This is a genomic window from Psychrobacter sp. S1-30-MNA-CIBAN-0213, from assembly GCF_040309845.1.
Classification (GTDB): Bacteria; Pseudomonadota; Gammaproteobacteria; order Pseudomonadales; family Moraxellaceae; genus Psychrobacter.
On the sequence record NZ_JBEOPE010000001.1, the window covers coordinates 358,201 to 372,967 of the forward strand.

General features: G+C 42.5%; 12 protein-coding genes. 5 read left to right on the forward strand and 7 right to left on the reverse strand.

Translation table 11 applies throughout. The features are described 5' to 3' along the window. Positions 1-45 precede the first annotated feature (45 nt). Both AAEY87_RS01500 and ppx read right to left on the reverse strand, forming a co-directional pair. Positions 46-849: an acetyl-CoA carboxylase carboxyltransferase subunit alpha gene (locus AAEY87_RS01500; RefSeq protein WP_068033939.1), complete on the reverse strand. Its 804-nt coding sequence runs from the start codon at positions 847-849 to the stop codon at positions 46-48. 251 nt (positions 850-1,100) lie between these two features. Next, positions 1,101-2,639 (reverse strand): exopolyphosphatase, encoded by a 1,539-nt coding sequence (gene ppx, locus AAEY87_RS01505; RefSeq protein ID WP_068325536.1) that lies wholly within the window; start codon positions 2,637-2,639, stop codon positions 1,101-1,103. Between the two features lie 399 nt (positions 2,640-3,038). On the opposite strand from ppx, the gene AAEY87_RS01510 reads away from it, so the two are divergent. Continuing rightward, entirely contained in the window at positions 3,039-3,446 is a 408-nt protein-coding gene (locus AAEY87_RS01510; protein ID WP_350655638.1) for an Mpo1-like protein, read from the forward strand. Positions 3,447-3,561: 115 nt separating this feature from the next. Here AAEY87_RS01510 and AAEY87_RS01515 read toward each other — a convergent pair whose 3' ends face one another. Further along, entirely contained in the window at positions 3,562-5,322 is a 1,761-nt protein-coding gene (locus tag AAEY87_RS01515) for an AMP-binding protein (protein ID WP_350655639.1), read from the reverse strand. A gap of 277 nt (positions 5,323-5,599) precedes the next feature. On the opposite strand from AAEY87_RS01515, the gene AAEY87_RS01520 reads away from it, so the two are divergent. Continuing rightward, positions 5,600-5,998, forward strand: a complete 399-nt coding sequence (locus AAEY87_RS01520; protein WP_350655640.1) for a lysozyme inhibitor LprI family protein — start codon at positions 5,600-5,602, stop codon at positions 5,996-5,998. Positions 5,999-6,105: 107 nt separating this feature from the next. Here the strand turns inward: AAEY87_RS01520 and hemL are convergent, their stop codons facing one another. After that, entirely contained in the window at positions 6,106-7,407 is a 1,302-nt protein-coding gene (hemL, locus tag AAEY87_RS01525; RefSeq protein ID WP_350655641.1) for a glutamate-1-semialdehyde 2,1-aminomutase, read from the reverse strand. 147 nt (positions 7,408-7,554) lie between these two features. Continuing rightward, positions 7,555-7,908, reverse strand: a complete 354-nt coding sequence (locus AAEY87_RS01530; protein WP_350655642.1) for a zinc ribbon domain-containing protein YjdM — start codon at positions 7,906-7,908, stop codon at positions 7,555-7,557. Between the two features lie 249 nt (positions 7,909-8,157). Here AAEY87_RS01530 and ygfZ point away from each other — a divergent pair, with 249 nt between their 5' ends. Both ygfZ and AAEY87_RS01540 read left to right on the forward strand, forming a co-directional pair. Beyond that, positions 8,158-8,910: a CAF17-like 4Fe-4S cluster assembly/insertion protein YgfZ gene (gene ygfZ / locus AAEY87_RS01535; protein ID WP_068033923.1), complete on the forward strand. Its 753-nt coding sequence runs from the start codon at positions 8,158-8,160 to the stop codon at positions 8,908-8,910. A 65-nt stretch (positions 8,911-8,975) separates the two neighbouring features. Beyond that, entirely contained in the window at positions 8,976-10,307 is a 1,332-nt protein-coding gene (locus AAEY87_RS01540) for a D-amino acid dehydrogenase (protein ID WP_350655643.1), read from the forward strand. 210 nt (positions 10,308-10,517) lie between these two features. Here AAEY87_RS01540 and AAEY87_RS01545 read toward each other — a convergent pair whose 3' ends face one another. Continuing rightward, entirely contained in the window at positions 10,518-12,761 is a 2,244-nt protein-coding gene (locus tag AAEY87_RS01545) for a molybdopterin oxidoreductase family protein (protein WP_350655644.1), read from the reverse strand. A gap of 98 nt (positions 12,762-12,859) precedes the next feature. Next, positions 12,860-13,549, reverse strand: coding sequence for a TetR/AcrR family transcriptional regulator (locus tag AAEY87_RS01550; RefSeq protein ID WP_350655645.1), 690 nt, complete (start codon positions 13,547-13,549; stop codon positions 12,860-12,862). Positions 13,550-13,984: 435 nt separating this feature from the next. Here AAEY87_RS01550 and AAEY87_RS01555 point away from each other — a divergent pair, with 435 nt between their 5' ends. Further along, entirely contained in the window at positions 13,985-14,188 is a 204-nt protein-coding gene (locus AAEY87_RS01555; protein ID WP_350655646.1) for a CsbD family protein, read from the forward strand. The last annotated feature ends 579 nt before the right edge of the window (positions 14,189-14,767 follow it).

The window sequence follows — 14,767 nt, forward strand, 5'->3', positions numbered from 1 at the left end:
TTAGCATTAAGGTTAAGCATCTTATATGAAAAGCTTTATATTAAATCAGCAAGGCAACATGACTTCTGAGTTAAAGGTTTTTAGCTTTTCATAACGCTGCTCACAACGAACGTCTGCGTCCATATCTTTGATTTCATCTAGCTGCTCAAGAAGAAGCGCTTTTAGCGAATTCATCACTGGCTGTGGATGAAGGTGTGCGCCTTCGCCCTCTTCGATGACCGCATCTATCAAACCCATTTGATAAAGATTGATGGCATTTAGCTTCAATGCTTCACTGGCATCTTGCGCTTTCTCAGCAGTCTTCCATAAGATAGACGCGCAGCCTTCAGGAGAAATGACCGAGTAAATACTGTTTTGTAGCATGTTTACTTTATCACCAACCCCAATCGCCAATGCACCACCTGAACCGCCTTCACCGATAATGGTGACGATAATAGGCGCCTTTAGACTTGAAAATACCGCAATACTCTCAGCAATTGCTTGCGCCTGTCCGCGCTCTTCAGCACCAATACCTGGATAAGCACCTTGCGTATCTACAAAAGTCATGACCGGAATGTTAAAACGCTCTGCCATTTTCACCAGACGTATCACTTTACGATAACCTTCAGGATTGGCCATACCAAAGTTATGAGCAATGCGCTCGCGAGTACTACGACCGCGATGTTGTCCGATGACCATTACTGGCATACCATCAAAGCGTGCCAAGCCACCAATAATTGCTTTGTCATCAGCATAAGCACGATCACCGTGCAATGCATCAAACTCTGTAAACAGCTGATTAACATAGTCCATAAATAATGGACGTTTGGCATGCCGTGCAAGCTGAACGCTATCCCAGACGGTACTCATAGACGTTTCCCTTTTGTCGTTTTATCTGATTTATAAGATGCAATATCACATGTAATAATTGATTTGAGGCTAAATTGATGACTCATTAAAATGACCCTAACAAGCTATCAATAAGTAACTGTTACTAGCAATTAGAAATAAGGTACAGTTGTAAACTCAATAAAACTTATAGTAGCACAATTTATATACCGTGGCATTACTGCGAACAACGCTTTTGTAATGTATTTATTTAGCTACCTGAGACATACAGGCTACGCTGGTAACGTGGCTTCAACAACGCTAAGCTTAATACCCCATCTTGCAAATTGTTCAATTTCAACGCAAAGGTCTGAAAACAAAAAAGCATAATGTGTTTTATCGGTGCTGACAGTAATTTGCCAGCAGTTGGGAGCAGTTATTGCTAGCCGTATATCCGGCAGCTCATATTCACTACGGCTATGGTGTGCCAAGACTGCGAGCCTCAAAAATAGACATAAATAGACCAGATTATCACCGCCAATGTTACAGGTCTGCTCAAGCACATCGCTTTTTAGCTTACGTCTGTGGTTGAGCATCAACTGCGCCATACGCTTTTGATCTACTTGTGAAAATCCTGGAATGTCTGAGTATTCAAGTAAGTAGGCGCTGTGCTTATGATAGCTACTGTGACTGATTGCTAGCCCAATCTCGTGCAAATATGCCGCACGTCTCAATACGTCAGCATCATCATTGGTCAATTGCAAATCTTCTTTAACTTGTTTAAAAAGGTGTTTGCTGGTTCTGACCACTTGTCTGGCTTGTTTTTTATCCACCGAATAGCGCTTGATTAGTGCCAACACACTGCGATCACGTACATCTTCGCTAGCCAAGCGCCCAAGCATGTCATACATCACACCTTCGCGTAGCGCCCCATCAGAGTAAGCGATAGTCTCAATGCCAAGCACTTTCATAGTGGCACGTAGTACGGCTACGCCTGCTGGGAATACTGCCTTACGGTGTTCTTTCACACCCTCCAGCTCAATGTCATTTACATCACCAATCTTAATCAGCAATTTCTCTAACTTTTTGACGCCTTGATAAGTGACACGCTCTTGCTCATCTGCCCAGCCCTTCGATACCAGTACATTACGCACCGCCTTAATCGTACCACTAGAGCCCACGACACTACTCCAGCCCGCCCTTTGATACTGACCATTAATAGCCAGCACTTCTTTACGTGCGGCAACGATGGCATTATTAAAGGCTTCTTTGGTAATCTGCCCATCTGCAAAAAACTTCTTAGTAAAGGCCACACAGCCCATCTGCAAGCTTTCAGTCAGTAGCGGATCAAATCCTTGTCCGATAATAAATTCAGTAGAACCACCACCAATATCAATAACCAAGCGCTTATCACTACTAGCATTAGTATGTGAGACACCAAGATAAATCAGTCGCGCTTCTTCGCGTCCAGAAATAATCTCAATGGGCTTCGGTAGTATTTCGTTAGCTCGTTTTATAAAATCATTGGCATTTTTGGCTTGGCGTAACGCGTTCGTTGCTACGATACGAATACGCTCAGGTGATACGGCATCAAGACGAGCGACAAAACGGCTAAGACATTCAAGACCACGCTTCTCAGCAGCAGCGCCTAAAATATTATGCTCATCTAGTCCTGCCGCTAGCTGCACCTTTTCGGACATGGAAACCACTTTTCGAACTTCACCGTGATCAAGACGGGCAATAGCTAAATGAAAACTGTTCGAACCAATATCGATGGCAGCCATCAGTTCATCATCAGCAAGCGGCGAATCTATAATGTCATTATTGAGCATAGGAAAAATAGTTACCCTGTCAGATAAATGAAAGAAGATATTGGTCAAAATGAGACGACTAAGATGTGTGAAAGCCACAAGCACATAAACGCGTGCTTATTACACCAAACTGCTCACGTATTTGACGCAATTTTTGCCATTAAAGCATTTATGCCAAAAAGTGGCAAGTGACGCAAATTATGGTAAAACGTCAAGCACATAATTAATAAAATAACAGACACTCCATCAAGACTTATTACTTGTGTTACTGATATCGGTTTGCTACATTAAAAGTCATCAAGATTGTAATAAATAACAGTCACTTAATGACAGTCTATAAGTTTTATTTAAATAGAAAGCCTTTTAATTATCAGAACTAACACCTGTCTTTGATAAACAGTTAGCAAGGAAGCTAAACAAATGAATCAAACTACCACACAAAACACTACTAAAAATACCGACGCTCAAAGTATCGGCAAAGCCAATAGAGACTTGATAAAGACAGTGAGCCCAACAAAGCAGAAGTTTTATGATTTCTATTTGGATGAGCATCAAAACATGGCTTGCCGTCGTTTGCACTTTGCAGGTAGTAGTTTTGGCTTATTGGGATTGGCAAAGTCAGTCAAAACCCGTTCGCCAAAACCATTACTAAAAGGCATTGCTGCAGGATATGCCTGCGCCTGGGTTGGACATTTTTTCTTTGAAAAAAACAAACCTGCCTCTTTCAAGTTTCCACTAAAGAGCTTTGCTAGCGACTTTCGTATGTATACCGATGTACTGCGTGGTAACTTAAGCTTAAAAGATCGTAAATTTGATAAGGCACGATAAAGCTAAGCCTTTAAGTTGCTATATTAGATATAGATAAAAAACACTGGGCTGCTAAACATTGCAGCCTAGTGTTTTTATATTTTGAGAGCTTAGACTGGCTTAGTAAGATGCTTATTTAACGCAAAGATTTACGCAGTATTTTGCCTACTGCTGTCTTAGGTAATTCATCGATAAATTCGTATGACTGCGGGCGTTTATAACCTGTTAAGCGCTCGCTCGCAAACTGTTGTAACTCTTCGACGCTTAAGCTCAAATCCTTTTTGACTACAAAAGCTTTAGGCACTTCACCGCTGTGCTCATCTTCAATACCAATCACCGCCACTTCAAGCACTTTTGGATGCTCAGTCAACGCAGCTTCCACTTCGTTTGGATAAACGTTAAATCCTGAGACCAGTATCATATCCTTCTTACGATCAACGAGCGTCAAAAAGCCCTCGTCATCCATCACTCCGATATCACCTGATTTAAAATAGCCATCCTCGGTAAAAGTATCAGTGTTGTCTTGGCGCCAATAGCCCCGCATTACTTGTGGGCCTTTGATGCCCACTTCTCCAGGCGTTCCAATAGCACAAGCTGACCCATTTTCGTCAATGATTTTGATATCCATCATTGCTAACGGCAAACCAACACTACCATTAAAACTGCTAATCCCAGGTGGATTAAAAGAGATAACTGGAGAGGTTTCAGACATACCATAACCTTCATTGATAATCATACCGGTGACTTGTTGCCACTGATCAGATACTGCTTTGATGATCGCGGTGCCACCACCGATAGATAACGCCAAGCGACTAAAATCAAGGCTGGCAAATTTTGGATGATGGAGCATACCAATGAATAAAGTATTGACTGAAGGAATAACATGCGGACGATGCTGCTCGATGATCTTGACTAATCCGTCGATATCACGTGGGTTGGTAACCAATATATCTTCCCAACCGCCATAGATACCAAGCAAACCACAAACAGTAAATGAGAAGATGTGATAGAGCGGCAGCGGATTGAGTATTTTAATCTGCTCGCTACGTCCCGCTTCAATCGCACTGCCAAACATCGCATAACACTGACAGACATTTGCCATGACATTGTAATGCGTGAGCATCGCACCTTTAGGCTTACCTGTCGTACCACCGGTATACTGCAACAAGGCCAAATCTTCGCGCTCAATAGTGACGTCTTTCAAGTCTTCTGCGCGCTGCAATTGCATAATGTGTGCAAACTTTATGTTATCAGGTGCTATGTTTTCTTGCGATGATTCAGTAGCAGTTGCTGATACTGGTACGCTATGTGAATCATTGGCTGAGTGGGTTTGATTTGAGCCAATCTGACTTAATAAGGCAATATCATTATCAGAAGGTGCAGCGTTAGAATCTATAGAACATCTAACGACCCATTTTAGTTGCGCCTTAACGTCATTCTCTAACTGCTCATAAGCTGTGCTCATACCATCGAGAACGATAAGACCACAGGCTTGAGCATCAGTCAGCTGATGCGCCAACTCATAGTGGGTATACATTGGATTAACATTGACCAGTACCGCACCCACCCGCAAACAACCAAGTAACACCACGGCATACTGCAATATATTTGGCAGTTGTACAGCGACACGCTCGCCTTTGCTTATCCCTTGTGCTTGCAAAAAAGCAGCGAAGCGGCGACTAGCGATATCTAACTGCGCAAAGGTAAGCTTTGCAGGCCCCATACTAAAAGCCACAGAATCTCTGTACTGATCAATCTTTGGTTGTAGTAAATCTATCAGACTGTGCTTATCTTCCAACACATTTAGATTATTTCTAAGTCCATATTTTTCATACGCTGCTTGCCATAATGGAGGGACGGTGCTGCTAGGCGCATTATTGTCAAAGCTATTATTCATCGGTTAGCGTCCTTGCTTAATTATCATGATTATTCTCAGAATAGCACAATCTAATAATAATTTTTTAAGCGACTGAGTCACTTTATTGGGTTCGTCATTAGCAGTATTTTTTGGTCTATACGTATCGCTTTTGATTAGCAGTATGTAGGGCAAAAACTTGGATCGATTAGCTTAAAAATGTAGGTGCAATCACGTATACACGCTCACCAAACCACTCATAAATTCGAGATATAGCCATGTTATGCTAAATGTCATTTCATACAAGGAAGGAGGTTATATGTTTATTATGAACCATATTAAAAAAGTCGGCGGCCTTGCTTTACTGTCATCAGGACTGTTTGTCAGTGCTCAAGCATTCGCAGCAAACACCTGCGATAACGCCTATACTCAAACCGATATTAACCAGTGTACTGCAGCTGAGTTGGCCGTAGAAGACCAAAAACTGAACCAGTCTTACCGCAACTTTCAGCGCTTGCTTGATAGCTCTGAGAAACAGCAATTAAAAACGGTGCAACTGGCATGGATTGATTTTCGAGACAAAGCTTGCCAGTTTTCTGCCCATTCGGTTCGTGGCGGTAGTGCTTATCAAATGGTACTCAATGGTTGTTTGACCACTTATACACAACAACGACGCATGCAATTAGATGCCGACATTGAAAACATCAAAAGTAATTAGATGAGCATAAAAAGTAGATAATCACAAAAAAACCAGCACCTTTTAAGGTACTGGTTTTTTATTGCTTTTATTAATGGTGCTTATGACTTTGGAACAATCAGAATAGGTTAAGCATTGGCCATTTCTGCAAATATCTCATCAGCCGCTTTAATTGAAGTTTCGATGTCTTCATTGCTATGCTTGATAGACATGAAGCCAGCTTCATAAGCAGACGGTGCCAAATAGATACCGCGATCTAACATGCCGTGAAAGAAAGTATTAAATACCTCCATATCACATTCTGTCACGTCATCAAAGTTCTGCGGTACAGTCGTCTCACTGTCTCGGACAAAGAACATACCAAACATACCGCCCAATTTATTGGTACGCAGCTTAATACCATGCTTGTCAGCCGCCGCTTGAAAACCATCAACCAAATGGTCTACTTTCGCTGATAATTCATCATAGAAACCGTCTGCCGTTAAGTCTTCAAACATAGCGATACCAGCACGCATCGCCAGCGGGTTACCTGATAACGTACCGGCTTGATAGACACCGCCAAGTGGCGCGATGCAAGACATGATGTCTTTCTTACCACCGAAAGCACCAACGGGTAAGCCTGCACCGATGATTTTACCAAAGCAAGTCAAGTCAGGGTCGATACCGAAATGCGCTTGTGCACCGCCAAGGCCAACGCGAAAGCCTGTCATCACTTCATCAAAGATAAGTACTGTACCATTCGCTGTACACTCTGCACGCAAAGTATCATGGAACTCTTGGGTCGGAATGACCATATTCATGTTGCCAGCAATCGGCTCCAAGATAACGCAGGCAATCTCTTCATCCCATTTTTCAAAGCAATCCTTAATCGCTTGCGGATTATTATAAGGAATCGTAATAGTATGCTTAGCAAAATCCGCTGGTACGCCTTGTGACGTTGGTTCACCAATATCAAGCATGCCCGAACCTGCTTTTACTAGCAGACTGTCTGAATGACCATGGTAGCAGCCTTCAAATTTGACAATTTTGTCACGTTGGGTATAGCCACGCGCCAGACGAATCGCACTCATGGTCGCTTCTGTGCCTGAGCTGGTCATACGAATCATCTCAACACTCGGGACGATTTCACAAATTTTATCTGCAACCGTGGTTTCAAACGGTGTTGGTGTACCGAAGCTTAAACCATCATCAGCCGCTTTTTTTACGGCATCAATCACTTTTGGATGCGCATGACCCAAAATCATTGGTCCCCACGAGCCGACATAATCGATATAGGCATTGTCTTCGGTGTCATAGATTTTGCTACCGTTAGCACGGTGCATAAAGATTGGCGTACCACCTACCCCTGCAAAGGCGCGGACTGGCGAGTTGACGCCACCGGGAATATGCTTGCTTGCTTGTGCGAAAAGCTGTTCGTTTTTAGTGCTCATAGTTATTCTCTATTTAGTGGTCTTTTATTTAGTGGCTTTCTATTCACTAATTTACTATTTAGTAACTTCTATTATTTTATGAAAAGTAAATTTTCTGCTTAATTATTATCAGATTTTAGTATCATTTTTTAAACGAAACGTATTAATTTAAGCCTTTTTAACTACCGAAGACTTAAGCTTCATCGGACCATAGCCATCAAGTTTACAGTCAATATCATGGCCGTCAGTAGCATCTGGCAATAGACGAATGCTTTTTGCCTTAGTACCTACTTTAATAATGCTTGACGATCCTTTGACCTTTAAGTCTTTAATGACAGTAACCGCGTCACCATCTTGCAGCTCGTTACCGACCGCATCACGAATGACCGCGTCTTGGTCTTCAGCTTGCGCCGCATCCGTTTCATCCGCCGTCCATTCATGAGCACACATCGGACATACCAGTAACGCACCATCTTCGTACGTATATTCAGCATCACATTTTGGGCAATTTGGTAAGCTCATAATTTCCTCGGCAGCCATCATCATTTAGGTTTATTCTAGACCCAGCCTAGACTCTAGCCTAGTTATAACATTGTACCGTAACTCGTACCCTTTAACCAATTTGTACGGTTGAAAACTGGGCGCTGTGCCCAATTTAAAGCTTAACCACAGCGTTTTTTATGACCTTGTTTTTTGTGGTACTCTTCCTAGCCTTATATAGTTTTAATACCTCTATCTTTAGGACAAACTTCCATCAGAAGGATAATAACAATGACTCAATCTTTAAATGTATCGACTTTGCCGCAGTTTGCACAATTAACCATCCAAGGCGAGGATGCCGAAAAATTCTTACAAGGGCAATTGACTTGTGATGTCACCAAGCTCGGACTTAGCTATCAAGCAGCGGCGCTTAGCAATTTAAAAGGTCGTATTGAATTCGGTATTTGGATTAAAAAACAAGCGGAAAAGCACTTTGATGTAGTGATCAGTGCCGATTGCGCTGAGTCTTTTCAAGCGCATGTAAAAAAGTTCGGGGCATTTTCAAAGTTTGAGACTAGCGCACCGATAGCGATTTACCCTTGTGTGCTCGCTGATGAGCCGACCTTTAGTCATAAGGACGATCATAATACGCCAGCAGATACTCAAGCTTGGATGCAGTGCAGTATCGAAAACGGTAACTATTGGATCGTGGCAGCAACGCAAGGTCAATTTCAGCCGCAAGAGCTGCGCCTCCATCAACGCGGTGGTATGGACTACGATAAAGGCTGTTATTTGGGTCAAGAAGTCATTGCTCGCATTTACTTTAAAGCGGCACCCAAAGCATTTTTACATTATGTGAAAGGCTCAGGTGATGTCCCAGCAGCAGGTGACAAGCTTGATAAAATCCAAGTGGTCAATGCCGTTGCTACTGCCGAAGGCTTTGAAGCATTAGTTGTTGCACGCCCAGCACACCTTGATGATAGTGAACTTACCCTATTAGAATTACCGCCAGCACTCCAAGCCGATGTTGCGCGTCCACAATAGCTTTTGTTTGAACCGCAGCAAACTGTCAAATAAGCAGCTAAAACAGTCACTAAGAGATTTTCCTCATGACACATATTGCGGTACTCGGAGCAGGCGTGGTGGGTGTAAGCACTGCATGGTATCTTCGCCAAGCAGGCTATGATGTGACTGTCATTGAGCGAGAATCGGCAGCGGGAATGCAGACCTCGTTTGCCAATGGTGGGCAGATATCCGTCTCGCACGCGACGCCTTGGGCCAATCCTACTACCCCAATGAAAGCGCTTAAATGGTTGTTTAAAGAGGATGCGCCGCTACTGTATCGCTTACGCGCTGACAAGGCGCAGCTTAAGTGGGCAATGCAGTTCTTGCAAGAGTGCCGCGCAGATAGAGCTGATGCCAATCTGGTACAAATGGTACGTCTAGGATTATATTCACGAGATAGTTTGCAGCAGCTGCGTACTGATATCGGTATTGATTACGAGCAGCAAAAGCGCGGTATCATGCATTTTTATACCGACCAGGCTGAGTTTGATGCCGCCATTGTGCCAACACAGCGTATGCAAGAGCTAGGCTGCGAACGCCATATCATTGATATCAATAATGCCGTCAGTCTGGAGCCAGCGCTCTACCCTGTTGCCCATAAGCTCAAAGGCGCTACTTATACCAGCCGTGATGAATCAGGTAATGCCCATCTATTTACTCAGCGCTTAGCTGAGCGCTGCGCCAAGGCTGGCGTGCAGTTCTTATATGATACGGAGGTTTTGACGTTAAACGCTGACGCCCACTCTACTAGTCCGCATATCCATAGCATCACTATCCGTCCCAAGGGCGAAAATGCGCAAACCTTTAGTGCAGACAGCCATGTACTGGCACTTGGCAGCTATAGCGTTGCATTAATGAAGCCTCTCAATATTCACCTGCCTATCTTCCCTGCCAAAGGCTACTCGGCCACTTATCAAATCAATCCGCGCGCCCCTCACCTAGCACCCTTTGTCAGTCTCATTGATGATGAGTTTAAGCTCGTGACCTCACGCCTTGGCGATAAATTGCGCGTTGCTGGCACGGCAGAATTCAATGGCTACAATTTGGATTTGAATAGCACACGCTGTGAAGCTATCACTCGCCGTGTACAGCAGCTATTCCCGAAAGGCATCATTGCTAACTCTGTGCAATATTGGACAGGACTGAGACCGATGACCCCATCAAACGTACCGTTAATAGGACGCGCGCATAAGGGTCAAGTCCGTCACGGTAGTCACAATACAAACGCTAGTTTTGACAATTTATGGCTCAATACTGGTCATGGTACGCTTGGCTGGACGCATGCTTGTGGCTCGGCAAAAGCTATTAGCTTATTGATACAGGGCGAAACACCGCCAGTCGATTTTGACTTTGTTGGTGTGAGTTCTCATAGATAGTATCTTTAAAGCCAATATATTTTGGCTGGTAGAAATTTTCGCAGCCTCTGTCTGGCATAGCGCACAGCAAGCAAGAAAATTTTTACCAGCCATACGTAATACGTATTCGCCTTGTATAAACCATAAGCGAATAATAGATATAAAAAAGACGCCCTTATAGATGCCTTCTTTGTTCAAATGTTAGACTTTCAATTTAGCGCAATGCTAATTTTATGCAGCATTTCCTGACTCAATATCGGAAGATTCAATGTTGGAAGATTCAGTTTCGGAATCAACGCTTGAATCAGTAGTCTCCAAATCAACCACTTCAGGCTCAACTGCTTCTAACTGCACAGGTACGCCGTTGACCGCCGCATTACCACTTAACTGATCGATTAACGTATCGTCCGTCAAGTCATTCACACTGACGCCTGCATGCGCTTGAGCAATCTTCTGTTTCACACCTTTACGGCCGTGACCCCAACCATGCGGGATGCTCACCACTCTTGGCATCAGCTCATCGGTGACTTCTGCGATGATATTCACACTGCCAACGCGTGAGGTAACTTTTACGTTTTGACCGTCCTCGATACCGTATTCTTTAGCCGTTTCAGGATGCAACATAAGCGTGCAGCGCGGCTTACCTTTTACCAACCGATAGCTGTTATGCAACCACGAATTATTACTACGTACATGGCGACGACCAATCAATAGAATCTGCTGATCATCATAGTCCTGCACCATCTCCTGTACACGCTCTAAATCTGCTTTATAAAAATCAACGTTAAGATGTATTTGCTTGTCCTTATGTTTTAAAGCTTCTGGCAACATCCTTTTGAGAGCCCCTAAATCAATGCCATGCGGATTTTTCTTTAGTTTCTTTAAATTTAGACCTTTATAAGGCCCACGCTTTAGTCCCTGATTGAGCACAAACTTCGGTCCCAAAACCTTTACTAGTAGACGCTCAACTCTGGTTGCCAGTGGTGCTTTTTTATCTAAACGTTTTGCCAATTCTAAGTAGATTTGCCAGTCATGTTTGGCAATTTTTTTCTTACGGAATAGGGCTTTTGAGTATTTAGCTACGTTATGTACGGCAAAATTATTAAAGGTAACGTCATAATGATCGCGCTCTAGCGGCGAGACTGGTGGCAAAATGATATGCGCATGACGACTGGTTTCTGTGACAAAGTAATCAATAGCGACCATAAAGTCCAAGTTGGTAAACGCCTCGTCTAATTTTTCACCATTGGGCGTGCTGAGTACAGGGTTGCCAGCGACAGTCATAAATCCTTTTAACTGTCCCGCGCCTTCTACCAGCATCTCATCCGCCATCGCAACCACTGGATAATCACCATTAAAATCAGGCAAATTACTCACGCGGCTATGGCGCTTACCTAAATAGCCTGGGCCTGAGTTATTGACCACATCGACTGCAGGATTGGGGAACATCAGGCCACCAACTTCATCCAAGCGACCTGTGACAATATTAATGACCATAATGAGATACTGACTTAATAAGCCAAACTCTTGCACTGATACGCCCATGCGCCCATAAAAGACGGAGCTTTCGGCTTCACAAAACTCTTTGACCAGTCGTTTAATCTCATTTGCAGAAATGCCAGTAATATCAGCTACGGATTCGGCGCTATAGTCTTTAGCAAAGTCTGCAATGCGCTCAATCTCTGGTGCTAAGGCCGCCGCCCTATTATTTTTAGCGCGCGCTTTGTCCGCATAACCTTGTAAATAGATTTCATTAAGCATGGCGAGCAAGAGTAAGACATCGGTCGCTGGGCGAATAAAATGATGCTCGCTAGCAATATCTGCTGTTTCTGTTCGTCTTGGATCTATTACCACCACTTTGCCATCACGTGCTTTGATATCTTTTAGCTTTTGGCGCATATTCGGTGCGGTCATAATACTGCCGTTAGACGCTAGTGGATTGCCGCCAATGATGAGCATATATTGGGTACGATTGACGTCAGGCACAGGAATGCGCAGCATATGCCCAAACAGATGCATACTCACGATATGGTGCGGCAGTTGATCGATAGAAGTCGCAGAAAAACGACTACGCGTTTTTATACTGGTGAGTAAATGCTTAATCGTTAACATGCCGCCCAGATTATGGACGTTAGGATTACCTAAATAAATACCAAGAGCGTTTTTACCATGTTTTTTCTGTACCGACTGAATACCAGCCGCCACTTTATCTAGAGCATCTGGCCAGCTAATCTCTTTCCAACCGTTAGCGGTTCTTTCAACCGGATGACGCAGGCGATCATTGTCTTCATGCAAGTCCTGCAAGGCAGTCGCTTTTGGACAAATATAACCTTTGGAGAATGGATCGTCTTTATCGCCTTTAATCGATAACACCTTGTCACCATCGTGCTGGATGACGATGCCACACATGGCTTCGCATAAATTGCAGGTTCTAAAATGGGTTTGCTCATTCGTCTTGATTTGTTCATTAGCCATGGTCGCGCTCCCTGTTATTTCTAATATCTTGTTTCGATATAAATTCCGTTTTATGACTTCAATATCTTTAATAACCTTAATGGCTAGCTACTAAATAATTAGCCATTTACTCTTCGCAATTCTTTTGTAAAAAAACTGCTGAACAGTGAATCAAAGTTCTTACTCGACATCGTAATTGCTTGCTGTCGTGAATAACGTTGTTGATGGCAGCCCAATATCAATTCATGTACTTGGGCAGCAGCGATATCGACACAGAGGTTAACTTCAGATTTCTCAAAAGAGCACTCGGCTGACTGTAATCCTTGCATGAATATATCCGTCCACTCTGTTTGTATCTCGCTAATTAGGCTTCCCAAGCCTTTATCTTCTACTGTTGAACCAAAGCGCAGACTGTCTTCGATTAAGCGTTGAAACAATTCGATATTCTGAAACGCTGCATCAAAAATCATGGTCAAACAGTGCTGACAACGCTGATTGAATTGATCTCTGGTCAGCGTTGCATAGTCTTTTAGCATATTCACCCAAGCCATACGCATGGGCGATAAATAGTTATCTTTAAGCTGTTCGCTCAACTCATGCTGCAACGCATCTAAGCTATCAAAATGATTGTAAAAACTGGGCTGGGCAATACCTGCGCCTTTCGCAATTTTATTCATGCTCATGCCATAAGTACCCTCTAAGCTATACAGCTGCAAGGCACTTTTTAGCAGGGTATGACGCGTTTTCGCTTTTGCCAGCTCACGCTTTGTTTCCGTTTTTGTATAACTTACTACTTTAAGTGTATTCACTGTCAATCTACCGTAGCTTGATCAAGCATATAATGTATTTATTATTTCAACTATAAGGCTATAGTCATTTAGACAATAAGTCTATAATTAAATCTGCAGCAAAGCTTAATTCTTTTAAAAAAATATTTACTGAGCCTTTATATCTTTACTAATTACTTTTAAATTTGCTTACTATTTTTACGTATTTTGCTGGAAACTAGGCTAGTTATTACACAAATATGCGACTCATAACATAGGCATGCTAATTTCTATAAAAGAGCAACACTCTAAACATTGCGTATACAGACAAGGCAATTTTGAACGCCTATATTAGATATCACTAGCTAGCCTATTGATATTTACCGATAGCTACTGAGTAAAGTTACAAATCAAAGAAAGACAGATGGAAGAAACGTCTCAAAATTCAATTTAATAATTAAAAGAAGGAAAATAACAATGAACGAACATACTCTAAAAGGCGAATGGAACCAAATGAAGGGTTCAGCTAAGCAAAAATGGGCTGACCTAACTGATGATGATTTACTACATGTTGAAGGCAGTCGCGACAAACTAGTAGGCAAGGTTCAAGAGCGTTACGGTCACAGTAAAGATGATGCTGAACGTGAAGTAGACGACTGGCGCCGCGAAAATAAATACTAAATTGCTATTAATCTAAACAAAAAACCGCATGAGTTCATGCGGTTTTTTATTGACTAGTGTTTATATAAAGTTTGGTAGGTATTTTTGGAACAACGACTAAAAAATAAAAGAAGTATGAGATGTTTAATCTATTAAGACTTTCTCAATGTCTAGACACGATAAAACCGCATAGCAAATAATTGTTATGCGGTTTTATTGTTAACTATCCATGTTACCTATCACGACTGTTTCTTATACATCCTTGCATAATATTCAGCATATTGTGATACTGGGCATCCTGCCCTTTTTACTACGGTTATCAGCAAAGGTTGTGAATCCTTACTTCATTTACTATTATCATCCTGATGCTAGTAAATGACTCATTATCCTTAATGCGGTTAACTCAATCCTTGAGTCACACTCCCTAATGCCGTGTGACTATAGTGTCAAATTATCACCTTCCTGTTAAGTCGCATAAACGTCATTGCTTGTAAGCATATGCTTACACGAATATTTCAAAATGATATATTCTTAATTTTTATACAGTAAATTTTTAGTCATTTCATTGATCAAACGACAAATTTACATGCAAATCAATTG

What these genes read in the sequence shown, in the direction of transcription:
- AAEY87_RS01500 (WP_068033939.1), bottom strand. Translation starts at nt 849, where the DNA reads ATGAGTACCGTCTGGGATAGCGTTCAGCTTGCACGGCATGCCAAACGT.
- ppx (WP_068325536.1), bottom strand. Translation starts at nt 2,639, where the DNA reads ATGCTCAATAATGACATTATAGATTCGCCGCTTGCTGATGATGAACTG.
- AAEY87_RS01510 (WP_350655638.1), top strand. Translation starts at nt 3,039, where the DNA reads ATGAATCAAACTACCACACAAAACACTACTAAAAATACCGACGCTCAA.
- AAEY87_RS01515 (WP_350655639.1), bottom strand. Translation starts at nt 5,322, where the DNA reads ATGAATAATAGCTTTGACAATAATGCGCCTAGCAGCACCGTCCCTCCA.
- AAEY87_RS01520 (WP_350655640.1), top strand. Translation starts at nt 5,600, where the DNA reads ATGTTTATTATGAACCATATTAAAAAAGTCGGCGGCCTTGCTTTACTG.
- hemL (WP_350655641.1), bottom strand. Translation starts at nt 7,407, where the DNA reads ATGAGCACTAAAAACGAACAGCTTTTCGCACAAGCAAGCAAGCATATT.
- AAEY87_RS01530 (WP_350655642.1), bottom strand. Translation starts at nt 7,908, where the DNA reads ATGAGCTTACCAAATTGCCCAAAATGTGATGCTGAATATACGTACGAA.
- ygfZ (WP_068033923.1), top strand. Translation starts at nt 8,158, where the DNA reads ATGACTCAATCTTTAAATGTATCGACTTTGCCGCAGTTTGCACAATTA.
- AAEY87_RS01540 (WP_350655643.1), top strand. Translation starts at nt 8,976, where the DNA reads ATGACACATATTGCGGTACTCGGAGCAGGCGTGGTGGGTGTAAGCACT.
- AAEY87_RS01545 (WP_350655644.1), bottom strand. Translation starts at nt 12,761, where the DNA reads ATGGCTAATGAACAAATCAAGACGAATGAGCAAACCCATTTTAGAACC.
- AAEY87_RS01555 (WP_350655646.1), top strand. Translation starts at nt 13,985, where the DNA reads ATGAACGAACATACTCTAAAAGGCGAATGGAACCAAATGAAGGGTTCA.